The organism is Paenibacillus glycanilyticus, assembly GCF_030161375.1.
GTDB lineage: Bacteria > Bacillota > Bacilli > Paenibacillales > Paenibacillaceae > Pristimantibacillus > Pristimantibacillus glycanilyticus_B.
In genome coordinates this window covers 47365-66624 of record NZ_BSSQ01000014.1, presented here as the reverse complement: position 1 = coordinate 66624, position 19260 = coordinate 47365, and the positions used below count along the sequence as shown (strand labels likewise).

Here is a 19260-nt window from a genome sequence, read left to right as displayed (position 1 = left end):
GAAGTGAATTTGATCGATGCTGCTTTTGCCAGATTGAAGCAAGAAGGAAAGACGGCTCTTATTCCGTTCTTAACCATGGGGGATCCGGATATCCCTACCTCTATTGCGATTATTAAAGAGCTCGAGCAAGCCGGTGCGGATATGGTGGAGCTTGGTGTTCCGTATTCCGATCCGCTAGCGGATGGTCCCGTCATTCAGAGGGCATCGGAACGCGCGCTTCAGAACCGGATTACGATTCGGGATTGCATGGAGACTGCCGCGCAGGCGCGCGAAGCAGGCGTTCAAATGCCGTTTATATTATTCACGTATTTTAATCCGGTGCTCCAGTTCGGGCTTGAGAAATTCATGAATCTTGCGGTTGAAAAAGGAATCAGCGGTTTGATCATTCCGGATCTCCCGATGGAAGAAGACGAGGAAGTCCGGCAGCTGGCTGAAGCAAATGGCGTTCATCTTATTCCGCTTGTAGCGCCTACCTCGAAAGACCGAGTCGTTCGGATTTCGCGGAAAGCACGCGGCTTTGTGTATTGCGTATCCTCGCTTGGCGTTACAGGCGTGCGCGCCGAATTCCATAGCGGCATTGATGATTTCCTCGCTACGGTTCGCGAAGCAACGGACCTGCCGATTGCGGTAGGCTTTGGCATCTCCAGCCGTGAGCAGGTTGAGCGCTTTGAGAAATCATGCGACGGCGTTGTAGTCGGCAGCGCGATCGTTCGTAAAATCGAAGAATCATTGCCTCTGCTGAACGATAAAGCGAAGCGCGAAGCGGGACTTGCCGAAATTCGCAGCTTTGTAGCCGGATTAAAAGGTTAGTCATAGAGGGACAGGGCGGACCAGCTCTGTCCTTTTTGCATGTCACTTTTCCTATTTTATGCGCCAACCCTTTAAAACGTTGATGAGATGTGAGACAATAGGGAACATGCAGTTAGCCAATAAGACAAAGAGGTGAATGGCGATGCAGCCAAAAAGCAACATAGTGCATCTCCCCGTCTATCAGCCCGGAAAACCGGTAGAAGACGTCAAGAGAGAACTTGGACTAGAGGAAGTAATCAAGCTTGCTTCCAATGAGAACCCGTTTGGTTATTCCGAACAGGCGAAAGCAGCTATTATAAATGAATTAGGACAAATTTCAACGTATCCGGACGGCGCGAGCTTTGAATTAACTGCCGCTGTTGCGCAAAAATTCGGAGTGGAAACTAACCAGATCATCTTTGGTACAGGCTCCAGCGATATCATTCTGATGCTGGCACGAACGTATCTCGCTCCAGGCGACGAGACGATCATGGCCGACGAAACGTTCTCCCAATACAAACACAACTGCGAGATTGAGAATGCACGGATCATTGAAGTGCCGCTCAAAGACGGCAAACATGATCTTCCCGCAATGCTGGCCAGAATCACGGACCGTACAAAGCTGGTATGGGTATGCAATCCGAACAACCCAACCGGTACCATCGTGAACGAAGAGGAGCTTACCGCGTTCCTTGATCAAGTTCCTAAGGATGTTCTGGTCGTTCTGGATGAAGCTTATTGCGAGTTCGTGAAAGAACCGGGATTCCCGGACGGCATTCAGTTGCTTAAGAAATACCGGAATCTGATCGTGCTACGCACTTTCTCCAAAATCTATGGTCTCGCTTCGGTTCGGATCGGTTACGGAATTGGCCATGCGGATGTCATTCAATACATGAATCAAATCCGTGAGCCGTTTAATACGACGCGACTAGGACAAGTTGCGGCGAAGGCATCCCTCTCCGACGAAGATTTTGTCGCGTTCTGCCGCGAGCAGAATAGAGCGGGGATTGAATATTTCTACAGCCAGTTTGACCGATTGGGATTGAATTATTTCCCGGCACACGGCAACTTTGTGATGGTGGACGCAAAAATTCCTTCCGGTGACGTATTCCAAGCCTTGCTTCGCAAAGGGGTCATCGTTAGACCGCGCTGGACTTACTATCCGACTCACATTCGCGTCTCTGTAGGCACGCCGGATCAAAACGAGAAGTTTATCGCTGCCTTTGAGCAAGTTTTGCAGGAAGCGGCGGTGCGCGGATAGCCTTATGACGAAGATTGCGATATTTGGAGTAGGATTGATTGGAGGTTCGCTAGCGCTTTGTTTCAAAGGCAAGCCGGACCTGACGGTAGTCGGTTACTCGAACCGTCAATCCTCGGTCGAGAAATACATGAAGCGGGGGGTCGTGGATTATGCGACGACTTCCTTGCGGGAAGCAGCTGAAGGTGCCGATTTTATTTTTCTTTGCGTACCGGTTGGCATGCTGGAACAATATGTAACGGAGCTTAGCGAGCTGGATTTAAAGCCAGGCTGCATTATTACGGACGTAGGCAGTACCAAAGCTTCGGTTGCGGAATGCGGCAGACGGCTTGAGCGTAACGGCATTTCATTTATCGGCGGCCACCCTATGGCAGGCTCAGAACGTTCAGGCGTAGAAGCGGCTTCCACGAATTTATTCGAAAATGCGTTTTACGTTCTGACTCCCGACGAGTCCACGCCGGTATCGGCACTGGAACGGTTGAGAGAATTGCTTGTCCACACCAGAGCGCATCTCGTTAGCGTAGATGCCAAATCGCATGATGAGATTGTTGGAGCAATCAGCCACTTGCCGCATATCATTGCGGTTGCGCTTGTCAATCAGGTTCGCGGCTACAATGAGCAAAACGGTCTTTATGAATTGCTGGCAGCTGGCGGTTTCCGCGATATTACGAGAATTGCGGCGAGCGATCCCATCGTTTGGCGCGATATTCTGATTAATAACCGTGAAGTTCTTTTGAAGTTATTGAAGGATTGGAATACGGAGATTGGGAAGTTTGCGGAAATGTTGGAAACGCTGAATGGTGATGCGATCGAAGAATCTTTCATGGCTGCAGGCGAGTTCCGGAGCAAGTTGCCTGAGCGTCGTAAAGGCATGATTCATTCTTTATACGATTGTTATGTAGACGTGCCCGATCATCCCGGTATTATTGGCAATATAGCCAGTGAGCTTGGCAGTGCTCGAATCAATCTTAGCAACATTAACATTATTGAGAGCAGAGAAGACGTTCCAGGCGTTCTGCGGTTATCATTCCGCTCGCAGGAAGACTTGGATCAAGCGATGAAGCTGCTCGATAAAACAGGATATACGGTACGCCAATAAAACCTCGAAAGAGGTTTTTTTGGTATGTAGGCGACCGATTGCGCTTACAAAATAATTTTAAGCGTTTTCAAAAAAACCGTTGACATTGTGGAAGCGTATACATATAATAAAAGTACAGTATGGTTTCTCTCCACTCCTATCCAAAACTATAGCGTTCAATATGAATGCTGCCACTCTTCGGAGTGGTTTTTTTTTGTCCATTTTCGGGACATGCCTTTTTACGACAAAAACCCGCATGTAGAAATTAGAGTTTTTTTATTTTTTAAGACTAATGGGAAGAGGTATGTTACAATACGTAAGGACAGTCTGGTTTGTTAAAATATGGATGAAAATCCTTTTTGTCGAAAGAAGAAGGAATTTGACTAGATCTAATCGAATTACATACATCGGATTCATATATAAAATTTTTATGATAATGACCGCAACTTTTCGCTTCCGGTTCGGTACAATGATACATAATCGAACTGGGAAGAAGAATTCGCAGGTGAGGAGGTTCGCCTGTCATGACTGATTCCCAATTAATACGTGAGATCAAAGAGGGCAACGTCGAGCTCTATTCGGAGCTGATGCGTCGTTACCAACGAAAGATATTGGCCTTTATTTATCATATGTTAAAGAGCGCCAAGCTCGAGCTGATGGCTGAAGATTTGTGCTCGGAAACTTTTTATAAAGCATATCGCAGCCTCCATTCCTTCCGTGAAGTGGATGCTTCTTTCTCGACGTGGCTATACACAATAGCACGCAATACGGTACTTAGCGAACTGCGGAAACAGAAGTCGGCTCATGTTCCGCTCGATGAGTCCAATATGATGCCGGCGGCGCCGCCTGACCAGGTGCCGGAGCAGCATGTTTTGCGCAATGAACGAATGGCGATGGTTCGCGAAGCCATTAACAATTTACCTGAGAAGCAACGTTCGGCACTTATTCTGCGGGAATACGACCAGCTTGACTATCAGGAGATTGCAAATATTTTGGGTCAAACGGTCAGTTCCGTCAAGTCGTTGTTATTCCGGGCTAGAGCCAGCGTGAAGTCGCAGCTTGAGCCTTATTTTGGCGAGACGCCGATGATGGAAGAATACGAAGGGATGAACACACGATGAAATGCGATGACGTACAAGACAAGTTCGATATCTTCGGTATTTTATCAGAGGAAGATGTCGAACGGGAAGCGATAGAAGCCCATTTGCTCGATTGCGAGCATTGCACCGAACAATACCGTTTGTGGGAAGAAAGCGAAGAGTTGATCCGAAAGCTTTCTGAAGAGGACGAGATCGTTAGCGCGCAAATGGAACATGTCAATCGCAACGTCATGGATCGCATATATGCCGAGCAATCGTGGTTAATGCCCGTAGCCCAGAAAAATTATCATTTTACGCCGACTTTCCGGAGAAACATTGCGATTATCTTGTCGGCCTGTTTAGCGATATTCTTATGCTCCTTTATCTTTTTTGTGAATGGAATCGAACATGGGACGTCGGAAGAAAAGATGGCGCAACTAACCGGTTTAATGGATACGGCGAATGCTTCCGGTAGTGATCTGGTCATCAGCGCGGAGTTTGAAGTACCTGTAGCAAGCGTTAGCGATCCGTTTGTGCTTCAAGTCGTTCCGTCGTTTCCCCAGTACTGGGTTGCTTTGTCTTTATTGGGCATCGTAATGGCTTTATTGATCTTGAATTGGCTGTCTAGAACGCGAAGCTAATGCGCAAGCTTATCTCATGTGAATGCGGATTGTAACACCTCTACCTGCGGCCAGGAATAACCGGGACCCCGTTAGAGGTTTTCTCATTTTGTCGGAAGGGCAGTGAACGGCAGTGATCATTGGAATGGTACGTCATGGCAATACGGATTGGAATGCATTAGGCAAAATTCAAGGTCAGACAGATATCCCGCTAAATGAACTTGGAATTAGACAAGCTAATGCGCTTGCGGATCGGCTACTGCATGATGAAAAGTTGTGGGATGCCGTCATTTCCAGCGATCTGCAGAGAGCGCGTCAGACGGCTTCAATTGTTGCAGACAAGCTAGGCATCCAGCTGATTGACGGAGATCCGCGCTTGCGGGAACGTAATTTCGGCGAAGTGGAGGGCCTGACTCTACCGGAGAGAGTGGAACGATGGGGAGAAAACTGGCGTGAAGTTGCGGCAGGATTAGAGTCGGATGACCAGGTCCGAGCGCGTGGGCTTTCTTTCCTCGAGGATTGGCAGCAGAGGCGGCCGGAAGGCAAGCTGCTCGTTGTCTCCCACGGCGGGTTTCTCGCTCAAATGTTTGATACGTTATGCTCTGATATCTTGAAGCAGCATTTAGGCAATTTATCGTATTCCATACTCCAGCTGCAGGACAATAAGTGGTCTCCGCTTCTATATAATTGTACTCGGCATTTGCAGTCGGAGGAATCGACGACGAAATAAGCTGTGTGTGATTGACGGAGGGGTCAATCACGACAAATGTATCTCCTTACGGTCACTGTTGCTTTTAATTTGCCTCAACAATGTTCAATGGTTGCAAATTAAAAGCAAAGGCGAGCGCTACGCTCCTCCAGGAGATACATTTGCCGCTCATTCCCTCGTCAATTTGTTTGGACCGTACAGGCTGCCGATTACTTGGCAGCCTTATTTATTTAAACAGGCGGAAGCGTATTTCATGCTTCCGAAAGTCCGATACAGCTTCTAATAGAAGGAAGCTGTATCGGATTGCATCGAAATGGCATTCGTTTGCCCATGAGCACGAATTACTTTTGCAACAAATAGGGCTGCCAGCTTCAATGGCAGCCCTATTTGTTGTCCTCTCTTTTGAATTTTATTTAGGTATTTGTGTGAAAACGGGAAGCACAGCAAGCAAATGTCCTTGAGAAGCGCGTGCGCTTTTGGTTTCCGGATACCTAACCAAATACAACTACTATTAGATAGAATCCTTAATCAATGGCGATCGAAAGGATATTAAGGGCTGCCAGTATCAATGGCAGCCCTATTTGTCGTCCTCTCTTTTGAATTTTATTGAGCTTTTTTGTGTGAAAAACGAGCAAGCGGAAGCGGAGCAAGCAAATGCCCTTTAGAAGCGCAGCGTACGCTTTTGGTTGCCGGATTCCTAACCACTTCCACTTCTAATAGTAGGAATCCGGAACCAATGGCGATCGAAAGGGCATTTGCTTGCGCAGCGCGCATAAATAAGGGCTGCCAGCTTCAATGGCAGCCCTATTTGTCCTCTTCTCTTTTGAATTTTATTGAGCTTTTTTGTGTGAAAAACGAGCAAGCGGAAGCGGAGCAAGCAAATGTCCTTGAGAAGCGCAGCGTACGCTTTTGGTTGCCGGATTCCTAACCTCTACCACTTCTAATAGAAGGAATCCGGAACCAATGGCGATCGAAAGGGCATTTGCTTGGGTAGCGTCAATAATCCGCCCAATGTGAAGCTTTTTCACACAACTAGTTTTAAAATTCAAAATTCTTCCCATAATGGTACTAATTATTGCTAGCAAATCAAATAGCCCGCAATGTAGCGGCGCGGGATATTACGGAAAGGAGAGATATTATGAATTTGTCGGATATGCTGGTCTATGCGGATATTCAGCAACTCAGCCGGATCGCTTCCGTCTATCAATGTGAGTGCAATGGCCACTCAAAAAATGATTTGATTCAGTCGATTCTCTCAACCGTAAGCCGGAAAGATGTATTTGAGGCGCAGATCAGCAGTATGAAACTGGACGAAATGCGGTTCTTGAACTCCTTGCTGTTCGAATCACGAGATTCATTCAGTTTGGAAGAGCTTATTGCAAGGGTGCAGCAAAGCAAGTTTGGCGAACTCGAGACGCCAGCTGAAGAACCGCCGCAGAAGAAAACAAAACGTACCAAAAAGAAACAAGCCGAGGCTGAAGCGCCAAAAGAAACCGGTCCTCGCGAAATGATCTCCAGATTTAAGCAGCAAGGTTGGCTCTTTAACGGAGTGACGGGCACGAACCGTTACATGCTCCAGGTGCCTCAAGATTTGAGGACGAGATTTCGCGATACGCTTCGCAAACGGTTTACGGCAGAGCTTCATTTTACGGATGAGCCGCAAATGTACCGAGACGAGCAGTTTCTAATACAGGAGGATATTTACCAGCTGCTTCATTATATCTATCACAACGAGGTGCAGCTTTCGGCGGATGGTTCGATGTACAAAAGGTTCAGCGGACAGATTTTGGAGAAGCTCGCTATTTCGGAAGAGCTGCCGTCAAAAGGCGAATGGCGATTCGGGTACGGCCGGCATTTCCACCATTATCCGAACCGGATGTCACTCTTGTATGATTACTGCAGCTATATGAAGTATTTCTTGGACAACAACCTGGTACTGTCTCTTTCGACGATTGGCGAAGAGCGGCTGAACAGTAAACCAGCTAACGAAATGGAACAGCTTTATAAGTTTTGGCTGAAGCTGTACAAAGGGCCGATTCCGAATATTCATACGCTGGTACATTGGATGAACAATCTGGCGGAACAATGGGTGACCGTGGAAACGCTAAGAAAGGTGCTCATTCCGTTTATCAAACCGTTCTATTATGACTCAGCCGATAAGGTGCTTGATGTTCGGCTCATCGGGACGATGGTACATATGGGCATGGTTCGGATTGGCGAGCATGAGGAACATGGAACGGTTGTGCGGATGACCAAGCTGGGAAGGGCTCTTGTCGCAGGTGTAAGCCTCGAAGATCAGGACCGGATGTTTCTCTATTAGTTTTTTCTATGAAACCAACTAGGCGATGGCATATTAATTGAAATGGGGGCAATCGTACTTATCGGCGCGCAGAATGGTGAATATGCTTAAAGTAGGAGCCGGTTCGATTGTGACTGAGAAAGACGAATTGACCTATACTCTTTCACTTGAATCACCGCGTGACGATAGTCAAAGACGATAGGATCTCTTTAGCGCCGGTTTGGAGGTGTATCCTATGGACAAAATGAAAGTTGCGTATGAAGCAATGCTAGGATTAGCAGCAGAGATGGTATTAGATGAAGCCGTTCACAAATTTCGCTCCGATCAGATTTATAAAGCCATAGATCAAGCGTTAGCCATTGGGGACGAGGATACGTTCTATCGTTTAGCTGCTCAATTAAACGATTTAAAAAAATAATTTAAACGAAGTAGAACTTCCGCCTTTATGATAGATGACCTCGGTCTCCGTCATAGCAGCGGGAGTTTTTTTGTTGAAGATGATTGGCAAGATCATCCTTTATGGGTAACATAGACTTTACGGATAAATTCAACTGGGAAAGGAAGCAGAAAATGAAATTTAGCGATATTGCCAAGGAGCAATGGGACGAGCTTAGACCGTACCTGGATACCTGTTTGCTGCCTGTTACCGGCATGACGGGATTGGAACAGCCGCATGAAGCGAGAATAGCTCTTGAACAGTTGAGGGATGTAATGGATCTGGTTGAAATCCCGTTCAAGGGCAGAATCGTGACTTATCCCGCCATGCATTACGGACATGGGGAGGCAGAACTAATTAACCGGACTTGCCAATCGTTAAAAGGGGCCGGCTTTCGTTTTGTTATCTTGATATCCGCCGTTAGTCTGAACGAATTGGAATGTCCGGAAGCGGACTTGATCATTTGTCCTAGCGCCGACGGAGAGGCTCCATCTGCCGCAATTGTGTCGAAAGCCGTTCAGGCTTTGTGGAACGGTGACGGAACATAATGTTAATAAAAGCGCTATCATCGGTCAAAAGAGGCTTATTTTGAATAAAAAAAATGGGATTTGGGGAAACAAAAGTTAAGGCAAGGTTAATTGTGACAAATTGCCAACAAATTTGTGAATGGCATTTTATAGGTAAACAAATCGCGAGCCATATTCTTGACGCTCCCAAGCGCCTAGGCTATTATAGGTTATGTCCTAGTTCGTCAAGCGTTTTGCCGTCTGGCTGAACGCGAGAAATGGTTGGCAAAGGGGGTTAGAACAGAAGATGAGTAACCACGAACATCAAGAAACCGCGCATCGTCCGGTTCAACGTAAAGAGATGTCCCGGCGTCAATTTTTGTCGTATACACTCGGCGGTACGACTGCCTTTATGATGGGTGGCGCGGTTTTGCCTATGGTCCGTTTTGCGGTAGATCCTCTCTTAGCCAAAAAAGCAGAGGGTACATGGGTTAAAGTAGTTGAAGAGAGCAAAATAACAAATGAGCCTCAAGAATTCAAGTTCCAAATTCATCAGGTTGATGGCTGGTATGTGAGTGATCCACAGCTTGGGGCTTGGATTACGAAGGATGCTAATGGCCAGATTTTCGCACTTTCACCGGTCTGTAAGCATCTAGGTTGTACTATTGGCTGGAATACACTGGGCCAACATGAGTACAACTGCCCTTGCCACGGCGCACGTTATACCGTTGATGGTAAGAACCTTGCAGTTGCACCAAACCCTTTGGATGAATATGAAACGAAAGTTGAAAACGGTTTTGTGTATGTAGGTCCAGTTAAGGCGAACTCTCGGGTATAGGAGGCTGATAGCAGATGTTTAAATCGATGTACAACTGGATTGACGAACGTCTTGATATTACGCCGCTATGGCGGGATGTTGCGGACCACGAAGTTCCTGAGCATGTTAACCCTGCTCATCACTTTTCCGCTTTCGTTTACTGCTTTGGCGGTTTGACGTTCTTTATTACTGTAATTCAAATTTTGTCCGGCATGTTCCTTACGATGTACTATGTTCCGGACATTATCAATGCTTATGCAAGCGTTGACTATTTGAACCATAAGGTAGCATTTGGCGGGATTGTTCGCGGGATGCATCACTTTGGAGCAAGTTTAGTTATCGTTATGATGTTTTTACATACCTTGCGTGTATTCTTCACCGGTTCGTATAAAGCTCCGCGTGAAATGAACTGGGTCGTAGGGATGCTGATCTTCTTTATCATGTTAGGCCTTGGCTTTACAGGTTACCTGCTGCCTTGGGATAACAAAGCTTACTTCGCGACGAAGGTCGGCGTACAGATCGCTGAATCTGTTCCTTATATCGGACCTTATATCGGTGAATTCCTGTACGGTGGCGACATCGTAGGCGCGCAAACGCTAACGCGGTTCTTCGCGATTCACGTATTCTTCTTGCCTGGCGCTCTGATCGCAATGCTCGCAGCGCACTTCCTGATGATCCGGAAGCAAGGCATCTCTGGACCACTTTAAGCGAAGGGAGGAATTATTATGGCGCACGGTCATAAATCGAACGAGAAGGTCGTTTACGTTGGCGACTCGCGGGTGAAGAAAAACAACCATCCAAACATTCCGCCAGATTATACGTCCTACCCCGGTAAATCGGAAGCGTTCATTCCGAACTTCCTGCTTAAGGAATGGATGGTCGGATGTGTCGTTCTAGTCGGGTTCCTGACATGGACAATTGCTGAGGGTGCACCGCTTGGTTATCCGGCGGATCCGACAAATGCATCCTTTATTCCAATGCCGGACTGGTATTTCTTGTTCCTGTATCAGTTCCTGAAATATCCATGGGTATCTGGTGACTATATCGTACTTGGTACGATGGGTGTTCCAGCTGTTATGTTCGGCGGTTTACTGCTCGCTCCATTCCTGGATACAGGTAAAGAGCGCCGCTTCTATCGTCGTCCAATTGCTTCATCTCTTATGTTCCTGTCTTTAATCTCCTGTGTGTATTTGACCATTATTTCCTGGGATCACTACACCCATGAGATGGAAGCAACGAACTCGATCCCTGAGCATCATGTTCGGGAAGAGAAAGCACGTGAGGCCCACGAAAAAGGCCAAGAAGTTCCAAGCGCAACGAAGAAAGAAGAGAAGGCAGTTGCCCTTGTTGATGCTAACGATCCAGCAATGGATATCGTGAAGAAAGCACAATGCGTGGCTTGTCATGCGAACGATCTGAAAGGCAACCCTCCTCAAGTGCCGGCATTAACTGGCGTTGGCGACCGGTTGTCGAAAGAAGAGCTCGTTGAGACCGTTACTAATGGTCGCGGCGGGATGCCGTCATTCAAAGATACTTTGACGGCAGAAGAGATTGATCAACTTACAACTTGGCTAGCGAAGCAAAAAGCGCCGGCTGAATAATAGCTGCATTCGAAAAACCTGATCGTATTATGCGGTCAGGTTTTTTTCGAAATTAGTTTTCCATTATGATTTAGCGAGGGGCGAATATTCCAATATGCCATTATCAATGTTTTGGAGCAAGTCTTTTTTATTAAGTCGCCTCTTCTTATGGCTGATGTTTATCTGTAATTTGCTTGGCACCATTTACGGTTATATTTGGTATGGCAATCAGATCGAAGATACGATCAATAGCCATCCGCTGTGGCAAGTTGTGTTTGTACCGGACAGCCCGACAGCCAGTTTGTTTTTCACCATTACCTTGCTGTATTGGCTGTTTCCTCCTCAAAGCACTTCCAGGTTCGTTAATGGCGCTCGCATGATCATTGAAGGTTTGGCGGTTGTTACTTCGATTAAATATGGCATTTGGGCTGTATCGATGATCGTGGCAGGGAATATGCAAGGCGATCCGCTGCAATGGGAACACTGGATGCTAATGGCTTCGCACGGGGCTATGGCGATTGAAGTATTGCTGTATGCCCGATTCATGAAAGCAGGCGTATGGGCAGCGGTACTTGGAACGTTATGGCTATTGCTAAATGACACGGTAGACTATACGTATGATGTGTTTCCGTGGCTCTCGGATTCGCTAATGGACGATTTGACCGCGGTCAAATGGTTTACTTACAGCCTGACAATCTTTAGTTTTATTGTTGGCGGACTAGCCTTAAGAGCGAGAAAACAGACATAAGTTTGGACATCCCTTCATAAAGTGGTTATTAGCTGATGCTTTTAGGGGGATGTCCATGAAGATACGTTTTGTACTGCCATTATGCTTATGTATCGTCATGACCGTCTGTTCGGTTACGGTTGCAAGAGCCTTGCCTTCTGACCTGATCGGGACAGGCCATGCCAATGAATCACGTAGCGAGTTGCTTCGTTTGGACGATACGGCTGCATCGTTGTACGAGGCTGCTTATTTGAACAATCGCCAAGCCGGTTATAAATATGTCCAGCAGTTGGAGAAGCTTGTCGGCAACCGCGATATCAGACAAGCGGGACAAGCTGCAGGATGGGATCTGGTCGAGGATAGCATTGATTCGATCCTATTTACCTTGAAGAACGGCAAGCAGGCATCGGACTGGCTGACGGCCGCGGCTAAGATTCATTTGACTACAGATGCATTAATTCGTCCGGATCACGCTTTGTGGCTGCAATACGAGAAGGTTATGATAGAGGATTTAGAGCGGGTCAATCGTTCCTGGAATAGGCAGACCGATGACGGGGCGACTGCCGCTAGAGCAGCGATGAACAGCTTCAATGATCATCTGTTACGCATTGAAGCCGCTGCGGCGATGCAGCGGCCGGTAGACAGAATTCAAGAATTGCGTGATCGCATGCAATATACGAATGTGTTGCTCGAAGCCGGCATGAAGGGGCAAACGAAGCAGGATTGGACTGATAATTCGATTCAGGATTTAGAGTTTTCGGTAAACCGGTTATTTGATGACGGACATAACCAGGAAGAAGAACCGGTCGTGGCACCGATTGGAGAAACGAATCCCATTAGTTGGATCTTGCTTCTTGGCGCGATCATCATGGCAGTGCTCACCTATTCGGGCTGGCGGAAATACAAGCAGCAGCCTTATGGCGTGAAGCCGCTCCCGTAAGTTTATTCTTCCTTAAAACCTTCACCAAGTACATCATGGACTTCGCTAATGACTGTAAAAGCTCTGGGGTCGATACGGCGTATTATGTTCTTAAGACGGCGCATTTCTTGCCGCTGAACAACGCAGTATACGACCTCTTTTGATTGTCCGGAAAAAGCGCCCATCGCTGGCATTAGAGTAACCCCCCGGTCCAGCTCGGAAGTAATTTGGGAAGCCATTTCTTTGCCATGTTCAGTAATAATGGAGAAGGATTTGGCGGCATAAGCGCCATCCTGGATAAAATCAATCATTTTTGATGCAACAAATACGGTTACTAAGGTGTAGAGCACTTTTTCAATGGGGATGTACAGTAGCGAGATTCCGATGATCACCGCATCCGACAGCAATATAAACTGGCCCATGCTGAATGCTTTGCGCCTTGATGCAATTCTTGCGATGATATCTACGCCGCCGGTTGTCCCGCCAGCGCGGAATACGATCCCTAACCCGCCTCCCAGCGTAACGCCGGCATATAAAGCGGCTAAGAGGTAATCATGCGAATTATGTAGGGTAACGATCCAGCCTTTCTCAATCATCCATTCCAGAAGCGCGAGAAAACCGGATAAAGATATGATGCCAACCAAGGTGTAGGCCATTTCGTGAAGGCCTAACTTTCTCCACCCGATCAGGAATAGGGGTATATTAAGCACAAGCGTGGAGATGGACAAAGGAATATCGGCTGCATAATTAAGCAATACGCCGATACCGGTAACCCCGCCCTCCATTAGCTGATTTGGAATGACGAAATAATGTAGACCAAACGCATAAATGGCTGTTCCAATTAATATCGGCAGCACAGTTTGAAGCTGAAGCATGAATTTCCTTGACATAAGTGAGGCTCCTTTTAAGTTCTTGGACAATCTATTTATGTATTATAGCTTAACGGACGGCTCAAAAAACATTGTTTTCATGGCTTCTTTACGTTAACATAGGTGATATTAGCGGTATACATAAGAAAGAAAGGGTCATTTACCAATGGCAGAAAAATCTTTAGCCGACATCCAGCGTGAAGTGGACGCTTATATCGGTCAATTCAAAGAAGGTTACTTCAGCCCGTTAGCGCTAATGGCGCGAATGAGCGAAGAGGTTGGGGAGCTCGCCAGGGAAGTGAATCATTATCACGGCGAGAAGCCCAAAAAGCCAAACGAAGAAGAAAACTCCATTGAAATGGAGCTTGGCGATATTTTATTTATCTTGTCCTGTTTTGCGAATTCGCTTCAGATTGATTTGACGGAAGCGCATAACAAAGTCATGAATAAATTCAATACGCGGGACGCAAACCGCTGGACGAGAAAAAACGCCGAACAGTAGAACGTACTCGAACATATGCTGTACCATCAACCTGTGTACAAGGAGGATGGGCAGATGGACGGGGAAAGCTGCGTGAGGAAGGCTTATGAGTTTATTCTAAACAGCGATTTTGAACAAGCGATTTATTGGTTCGAGCAAGCGATTGCGGCAGAACCTCTAAATGCGAGCTATCAACATAAATGCGCGGTATCATGCGCCCGGAGCGGCAAATGGGGCAAAGCGCATCAATATGCAAAGCAAGCAGTAGAGCTTGACGGCAATCATCCCGAGTATCAGTATCATTTGCAAACGATCGAGGCGAGGCTCTTGGTCGCATCGGCAGAACTTAAATTGGCGGAGGAACCATCCCATTATGAGGATGCTCTACCGCTTCTGCAGCAGGCGGCAGATCTTGACCCCCTAAGTTTTGAGGCGTTTTATCTGCTCGCGTTAACGTATTCGGAGATGGGCCGAATAGAGGATTCGGTCATTAACGCTAGAGAGGCTTTAAGGCTAGATCCCGGCCATTCCGCGGCTCGCCGCTTATTCGCCGATGTCAATCGGCAGCGCAGAATGATGCGCAAGCGGGTGATAGGCAAACAACAACAGAAGGAATAGGTGATCCTGGTGGCAATTAAGGTAGCAGTTATCGGTGCAAGCGGCCGCATGGGCCGTGAAGTTGTAAAAATGGTGCTGGAGGACGAGGCGCTTGAGCTCGTAGCCGCCGTCGCTCCTTCAGCAGGTCCTGTTGATGCAGGCATATTCGCTGGCAAAGCAAACACTGGAGTTATCGTTAGCGCATCGATCGAAGAAGCATTTAGTAACGCGAAGGCGGATGTCATGGTTGACTTTACCGTACCTGCCCTTGCTTATCAACATACGAAGGTTGCCATTGAACACGGCGTTCGTCCCATTATGGGCACAACCGGGTTTACCCCCGAGCAAATCGAAGAGCTGGACAAGCTCTGCCAAGAGAAAGGCATTGGCGGTCTGATTGCTCCTAACTTCTCGATTGGCGCGATTCTGATGATGAAATTCGCTGCGGAAGCTTCCAAATATTTGCCGCATGTGGAGATTATCGAATACCATGGCGACCAGAAGCTGGATGCTCCATCCGGTACATCCATTAAGACAGCGGAACTGATCTCGCAAGTGCGCCAAGAACTTCGTCAAGGCAATCCGAACGAAGAAGAAGTAATTGAAGGCGCGCGAGGCGGGTATTATAACGGCTTCCGTATACATAGTGTCAGACTTCCTGGCGTATTCGCGCAGCAAGAAGTTGTATTTGGCGGTTATGGTCAAACGCTCAAAATTCGGCATGATTCCTATGACCGTGCCGGGTATATGCCGGGCGTTAACGTAGCTGTTAAGAAAGTAATGAATTACAGCGGGTTAATTTATGGCTTTGAACATGTAATGGACTAATTTTATATACAGCGTAGAAAGAGTGGGGTTATAAATGTTGAAAATTTCTTTTATTGCGCATGACCGTAAAAAAGAAGAAATGGTTAATTTCGTGACGGCTTATGAGAGCGTCTTTGCGCCTCATGAGTTGTATTCTACGGGAACAACAGGTTCCCGCATTATGGAAAAGACGGATTTGCAAATTCAGCGCTTTATGTCCGGCCCGCTTGGCGGAGACCAGCAAATTGGGGCTATGGTTGCCCAAAATGAAATGGATCTCATCATTTTTCTTCGCGATCCTCTGATGGCCCAGCCTCACGAGCCGGACATCATTGCTTTGCTTCGCCTATGCGACGTGCAGGGTATTCCGGTTGCAACAAACGTGGCTACCGCTGAACTGCTTGTCCGGGCGCTTGCTCGCGGAGATTTCGCTTGGCGCGAGCTCGTGCATAAGTACAAGCCGGGTGTAGACGCGCCATGAGTGAACCATTAGATATCCTTGTCTTTGGCGCTCACGCGGATGATGCTGAAATCGGAATGGGCGGCACGATTGCGAAATATACGGCTGCCGGAAAACGGGTTGGCATTTGTGATTTGACCGAAGCGGAAATGTCCTCAAACGGCACCGTGGAGCTAAGGAAGCTAGAAGCTTCCCATGCTTCCTCGGTGCTTGGTTTATATAGCCGCTCGAATCTTGGTCTGCCTGACCGTGGGCTTGAGATCAATAAGCGGCATATTGACGCTATCGTTGCCGAAATCCGCCGTACTCGTCCAACAATTGTGTTTGTGCCTTATTGGGTGGACCGTCATCCGGATCATATTGCATGCAGCAAGCTGGTTGAAGAAGCCGTATTTAATGCCAAACTCCGCCGTTATATGCCGGAGCTGCCAGCTTTCCAGGTGGAGCAACTTATCTATTATTACATAAACGATGTAGATCAGGTTTCGTTAATCGTAAATATTTCCGATTTCTACGAACAGAAGAAACAATCGTTAATGGCATACAAATCCCAGTTCCTAACGGCTTCCGATAATGGCGAAGACCGGGTGGCAACACCGCTTACGGACCGTTATGTGGAGCGGGTAGAAGCACGGGACAGCCTGCTTGGGCAAACCCGCGGGTGGAAGTATGCGGAAGGTTTCGCAATTAAACGTCCGCATGCGGTAGAATGGTTTTAATCATAACGTCATTCATAAACAAAATTTTGTCGAATATATAGATTATCAGCATGTTACACGAGAGGGTGGACGATAAATTATGGCACGTAAATTGAAAATTGGCATCACGTGTTATCCTACCCTGGGCGGTTCCGGCGTTGTTGCTACGGAGCTTGGCAAATTAATGGCCGAACGTGGTCATGAAATACATTTTATCACCCATAGCATCCCGTTCCGTCTTGGGAAATTTCATAAAAACATCTTTTTCCATGAAGTTGAAGTCAATGATTATTATGTATTCCGTTATCCGCCATACGATTTGTCATTAGCAAGCAAAATGGCTCAAGTGGCCAAAATGGAGAAGCTTGACCTTCTTCATGTTCATTACGCGATTCCGCATGCCGTTTGCGCGCATTTGGCTAAGCAAATGATCGGCGACGGCTTCAAAACGGTAACCACATTGCACGGTACCGACATTACCGTTCTGGCGCAAGACGAATCCCTTAAGGATTTGATTCGCCTTGCCATTAACGAAAGCGATGCCGTCACGGCTGTTTCCCAGGATCTCATTAATGAAACGAGACAACTTGTCGATATTACCCGTCCGATTGATCTGACCTATAACTTTGTGGACAAACGCGTCTATTATCCGCGAGATGCCGTATCGCTCCGGGCTGATTATGCGGAGCCGCATGAAAAAGTGCTTATGCACATTTCAAACTTCCGTCCGGTTAAACGCGTTAGTGATGTTGTGGATATATTTGAACGGGTATCCAAGCAAGTTCCCGCCAAACTGTTGCTCGTTGGAGAAGGACCGGAGTTATCTAAAATCCAGTGCAAAATCCGGCAGATGGGGCTGGAAGACCGCGTTCATTTCTTAGGCAAACAAGAGGATGTCGCACAAGTTATTTCCGTTGCGGATTTGCTGCTGCTACCTTCGGAGAAGGAGAGCTTTGGACTTGTCGCGCTTGAAGCCATGGCTTGCGGAGTACCTACAATCGGTTCCAACGCCGGCGGAATTCCGGAGCTTGTAACCCATGGCGAGACGGGTTATCTATGCCCGATCGGCGATGTAGAAGGAATGGCAGCATACGCAACGCAGCTGCTGAAGGATGAGAAGCTGCTCGAGTCGTTCAGAGAGGCTTGCTTGTTCCGTGCTAGGAATGAGTTCTGCAATGACGTCATTACGACCCAATACGAGCAAATTTATTATCGGGTTCTTGGAATGGAAGCTGATCTGCCAGTTCCGGTATGCGAAGCGTAGACAAGGAAGGAAGTGCGTAAGTGGGAATAGGCCATAACCTGCCCGCCATGATGCAGCAAGCTTTGCCCGTACTCGACAAGCTGACGGAACAAGGCTTTCAAGCTTTTTTTGTCGGAGGATGCGTAAGGGATACGGCTATGGGCATTCCAATAAAGGACGTGGATATCGCGTCTTCGGCTAAACCGGAGCAAGTGATGGCTATATTCCCGCGCTGCATCCCGACGGGACTGCAGCATGGGACCGTCACCGTGGTGCATGATGGCGTACCATACGAGGTAACGACCTTTCGAACGGAATCGGAATACGAGAAACATCGCCGTCCGCTGCAGGTTGAATTTATCGACCGCTTGGACGGCGATTTGCAGCGCCGCGATTTAACGATTAACGCGATGGCGATGAATGCGTCAGGGGAGCTCTATGACCCGTTTGGCGGTCTGGATGATATTCATCATAAGACCGTTCGGAGCGTTGGGGATGCCGACGCGAGATTTCAGGAGGATGCGCTCCGCATGCTTCGCGCCATCCGGTTCGCATCGCAGTTTGAATTTACGATTTCGGATTCGACTTGGAATGCTCTTCTTCATCACCGGGAACTCCTGCGCTTTATCGCCATGGAGCGGGTACAAGCGGAGCTTGACCGGATGGTAAGCGGAACAAGCCCAGACGCTGCCTTGCGTTTGCTGTCTGAAAGCGAGCTTCTGCGGTACTGCGGAACGTCTTTGCCTGATGTAAACAAGTGGACAGAGCCGGTGACGACAGGGATGCTTAGTGGGATTGCAGAACCAGATACCCGTTATGCGGCTCTGATGATCACTAAGGACATTTCGGCGGCCGATGCAGAAGAAACCTTTAAAGCACTTCGTTTCCCTATGATTCGTACGAATGCGATTATGTCTATTTTGCTGCTTCAAATAAATATGAGGCAACAAGCAGGGGAGCTTCGACTGGCGTGGACGGAAGCCGTTATCCAATATGGGGAAGAAGCTGCCCGCAGATGGTTGGTTGTTGTTGATTGGGACAAGCAGCATAAGCAGCACGCCCACCACCAATGTCTTCTGGACTGGTTAAACGGAATGTCCGCAATCACGCTGAAACAGTTGAATTTAAATGGCAGACAGCTTGCCGAAGGGTTGCAGAGAGAACCCGGATTATGGACCGGACAACTTCTCAAACGTTTATTGCTTGACGTTGCACTGGGCAAGCTTCCAAATACGCAGCCTGAACTTCTGAAGCAAGCTCAAATATGGATAATCGAGGAACAATAACG

Annotated in this window: 22 protein-coding genes; 21 read left to right on the top strand and 1 reads right to left on the bottom strand. The window is 47.6% G+C overall.

Annotation, left to right across the window (positions count from 1 at the left end; translation table 11 throughout):
• Window positions 1-3: 3 nt before the first annotated feature.
• From trpA to QQK89_RS16550, 14 genes are all read left to right on the top strand, one after another.
• Window positions 4-810, top strand: a complete 807-nt coding sequence (gene trpA, locus QQK89_RS16615) for a tryptophan synthase subunit alpha (protein WP_284239755.1) — start codon at window positions 4-6, stop codon at window positions 808-810.
• A gap of 142 nt (window positions 811-952) precedes the next feature.
• Window positions 953-2050, top strand: coding sequence for a histidinol-phosphate transaminase (gene hisC, locus QQK89_RS16610; RefSeq protein ID WP_284239753.1), 1098 nt, complete (start codon window positions 953-955; stop codon window positions 2048-2050).
• 4 nt (window positions 2051-2054) lie between these two features.
• The gene (locus tag QQK89_RS16605) at window positions 2055-3146 is read left to right on the top strand and encodes a prephenate dehydrogenase (protein WP_284239752.1); all 1092 of its coding nucleotides are present in this window, start codon (window positions 2055-2057) and stop codon (window positions 3144-3146) included.
• Between the two features lie 503 nt (window positions 3147-3649).
• A complete protein-coding gene (locus QQK89_RS16600) occupies window positions 3650-4246 on the top strand; it encodes an RNA polymerase sigma factor (protein ID WP_284239751.1) in 597 nt (198 codons plus the stop codon).
• Window positions 4243-4845 (top strand): anti-sigma factor family protein, encoded by a 603-nt coding sequence (locus QQK89_RS16595; RefSeq protein WP_284239750.1) that lies wholly within the window; start codon window positions 4243-4245, stop codon window positions 4843-4845. Before QQK89_RS16600 ends, QQK89_RS16595 begins: the two co-directional genes overlap by 4 nt.
• A gap of 112 nt (window positions 4846-4957) precedes the next feature.
• Window positions 4958-5554, top strand: coding sequence for a histidine phosphatase family protein (locus QQK89_RS16590; RefSeq protein WP_284239749.1), 597 nt, complete (start codon window positions 4958-4960; stop codon window positions 5552-5554).
• 1117 nt (window positions 5555-6671) lie between these two features.
• Window positions 6672-7853 (top strand): hypothetical protein, encoded by a 1182-nt coding sequence (locus tag QQK89_RS16585; RefSeq protein ID WP_284239748.1) that lies wholly within the window; start codon window positions 6672-6674, stop codon window positions 7851-7853.
• Window positions 7854-8067: 214 nt separating this feature from the next.
• Window positions 8068-8250 (top strand): IDEAL domain-containing protein, encoded by a 183-nt coding sequence (locus tag QQK89_RS16580; protein WP_284239747.1) that lies wholly within the window; start codon window positions 8068-8070, stop codon window positions 8248-8250.
• 152 nt (window positions 8251-8402) lie between these two features.
• The gene (locus QQK89_RS16575; protein WP_284239746.1) at window positions 8403-8816 is read left to right on the top strand and encodes a DUF2487 family protein; all 414 of its coding nucleotides are present in this window, start codon (window positions 8403-8405) and stop codon (window positions 8814-8816) included.
• Between the two features lie 265 nt (window positions 8817-9081).
• Entirely contained in the window at window positions 9082-9612 is a 531-nt protein-coding gene (locus QQK89_RS16570; protein ID WP_284239745.1) for a ubiquinol-cytochrome c reductase iron-sulfur subunit, read from the top strand.
• Window positions 9613-9626: 14 nt separating this feature from the next.
• Complete coding sequence (gene qcrB, locus QQK89_RS16565; RefSeq protein ID WP_015844031.1) at window positions 9627-10298, top strand: menaquinol-cytochrome c reductase cytochrome b subunit; 672 nt, start codon at window positions 9627-9629, stop codon at window positions 10296-10298.
• An 18-nt stretch (window positions 10299-10316) separates the two neighbouring features.
• The gene (locus tag QQK89_RS16560; RefSeq protein ID WP_284239744.1) at window positions 10317-11192 is read left to right on the top strand and encodes a menaquinol-cytochrome c reductase cytochrome b/c subunit; all 876 of its coding nucleotides are present in this window, start codon (window positions 10317-10319) and stop codon (window positions 11190-11192) included.
• A 94-nt stretch (window positions 11193-11286) separates the two neighbouring features.
• Complete coding sequence (locus QQK89_RS16555) at window positions 11287-11919, top strand: DUF1405 domain-containing protein (RefSeq protein ID WP_284239743.1); 633 nt, start codon at window positions 11287-11289, stop codon at window positions 11917-11919.
• 55 nt (window positions 11920-11974) lie between these two features.
• Window positions 11975-12838, top strand: a complete 864-nt coding sequence (locus QQK89_RS16550; protein ID WP_284239742.1) for a sporulation protein YpjB — start codon at window positions 11975-11977, stop codon at window positions 12836-12838.
• A 2-nt stretch (window positions 12839-12840) separates the two neighbouring features.
• Here QQK89_RS16550 and QQK89_RS16545 read toward each other — a convergent pair whose 3' ends face one another.
• The gene (locus QQK89_RS16545) at window positions 12841-13707 is read right to left on the bottom strand and encodes a YitT family protein (RefSeq protein WP_284239741.1); all 867 of its coding nucleotides are present in this window, start codon (window positions 13705-13707) and stop codon (window positions 12841-12843) included.
• Window positions 13708-13852: 145 nt separating this feature from the next.
• Here QQK89_RS16545 and QQK89_RS16540 point away from each other — a divergent pair, with 145 nt between their 5' ends.
• The 7 genes from QQK89_RS16540 to QQK89_RS16510 all read left to right on the top strand — a co-directional run bounded on the left by QQK89_RS16540 (window position 13853) and on the right by QQK89_RS16510 (window position 19258).
• Complete coding sequence (locus QQK89_RS16540) at window positions 13853-14188, top strand: nucleotide pyrophosphohydrolase (RefSeq protein ID WP_284239740.1); 336 nt, start codon at window positions 13853-13855, stop codon at window positions 14186-14188.
• A 54-nt stretch (window positions 14189-14242) separates the two neighbouring features.
• Window positions 14243-14785: a tetratricopeptide repeat protein gene (locus QQK89_RS16535; RefSeq protein WP_284239739.1), complete on the top strand. Its 543-nt coding sequence runs from the start codon at window positions 14243-14245 to the stop codon at window positions 14783-14785.
• A gap of 48 nt (window positions 14786-14833) precedes the next feature.
• A complete protein-coding gene (gene dapB / locus QQK89_RS16530) occupies window positions 14834-15592 on the top strand; it encodes a 4-hydroxy-tetrahydrodipicolinate reductase (protein WP_434481717.1) in 759 nt (252 codons plus the stop codon).
• A 34-nt stretch (window positions 15593-15626) separates the two neighbouring features.
• Window positions 15627-16052 carry a methylglyoxal synthase gene (gene mgsA, locus QQK89_RS16525; protein WP_284239738.1) on the top strand — a complete coding sequence of 142 codons (426 nt, stop codon included), beginning with the start codon at window positions 15627-15629 and terminating at the stop codon, window positions 16050-16052.
• Window positions 16049-16750 (top strand): bacillithiol biosynthesis deacetylase BshB1, encoded by a 702-nt coding sequence (gene bshB1 / locus QQK89_RS16520; RefSeq protein WP_284239737.1) that lies wholly within the window; start codon window positions 16049-16051, stop codon window positions 16748-16750. Before mgsA ends, bshB1 begins: the two co-directional genes overlap by 4 nt.
• Window positions 16751-16829: 79 nt before the next feature.
• Window positions 16830-17993, top strand: a complete 1164-nt coding sequence (gene bshA / locus QQK89_RS16515) for an N-acetyl-alpha-D-glucosaminyl L-malate synthase BshA (protein WP_284239736.1) — start codon at window positions 16830-16832, stop codon at window positions 17991-17993.
• 20 nt (window positions 17994-18013) lie between these two features.
• Entirely contained in the window at window positions 18014-19258 is a 1245-nt protein-coding gene (locus tag QQK89_RS16510; RefSeq protein ID WP_284239735.1) for a CCA tRNA nucleotidyltransferase, read from the top strand.
• Window positions 19259-19260: the final 2 nt, after the last annotated feature.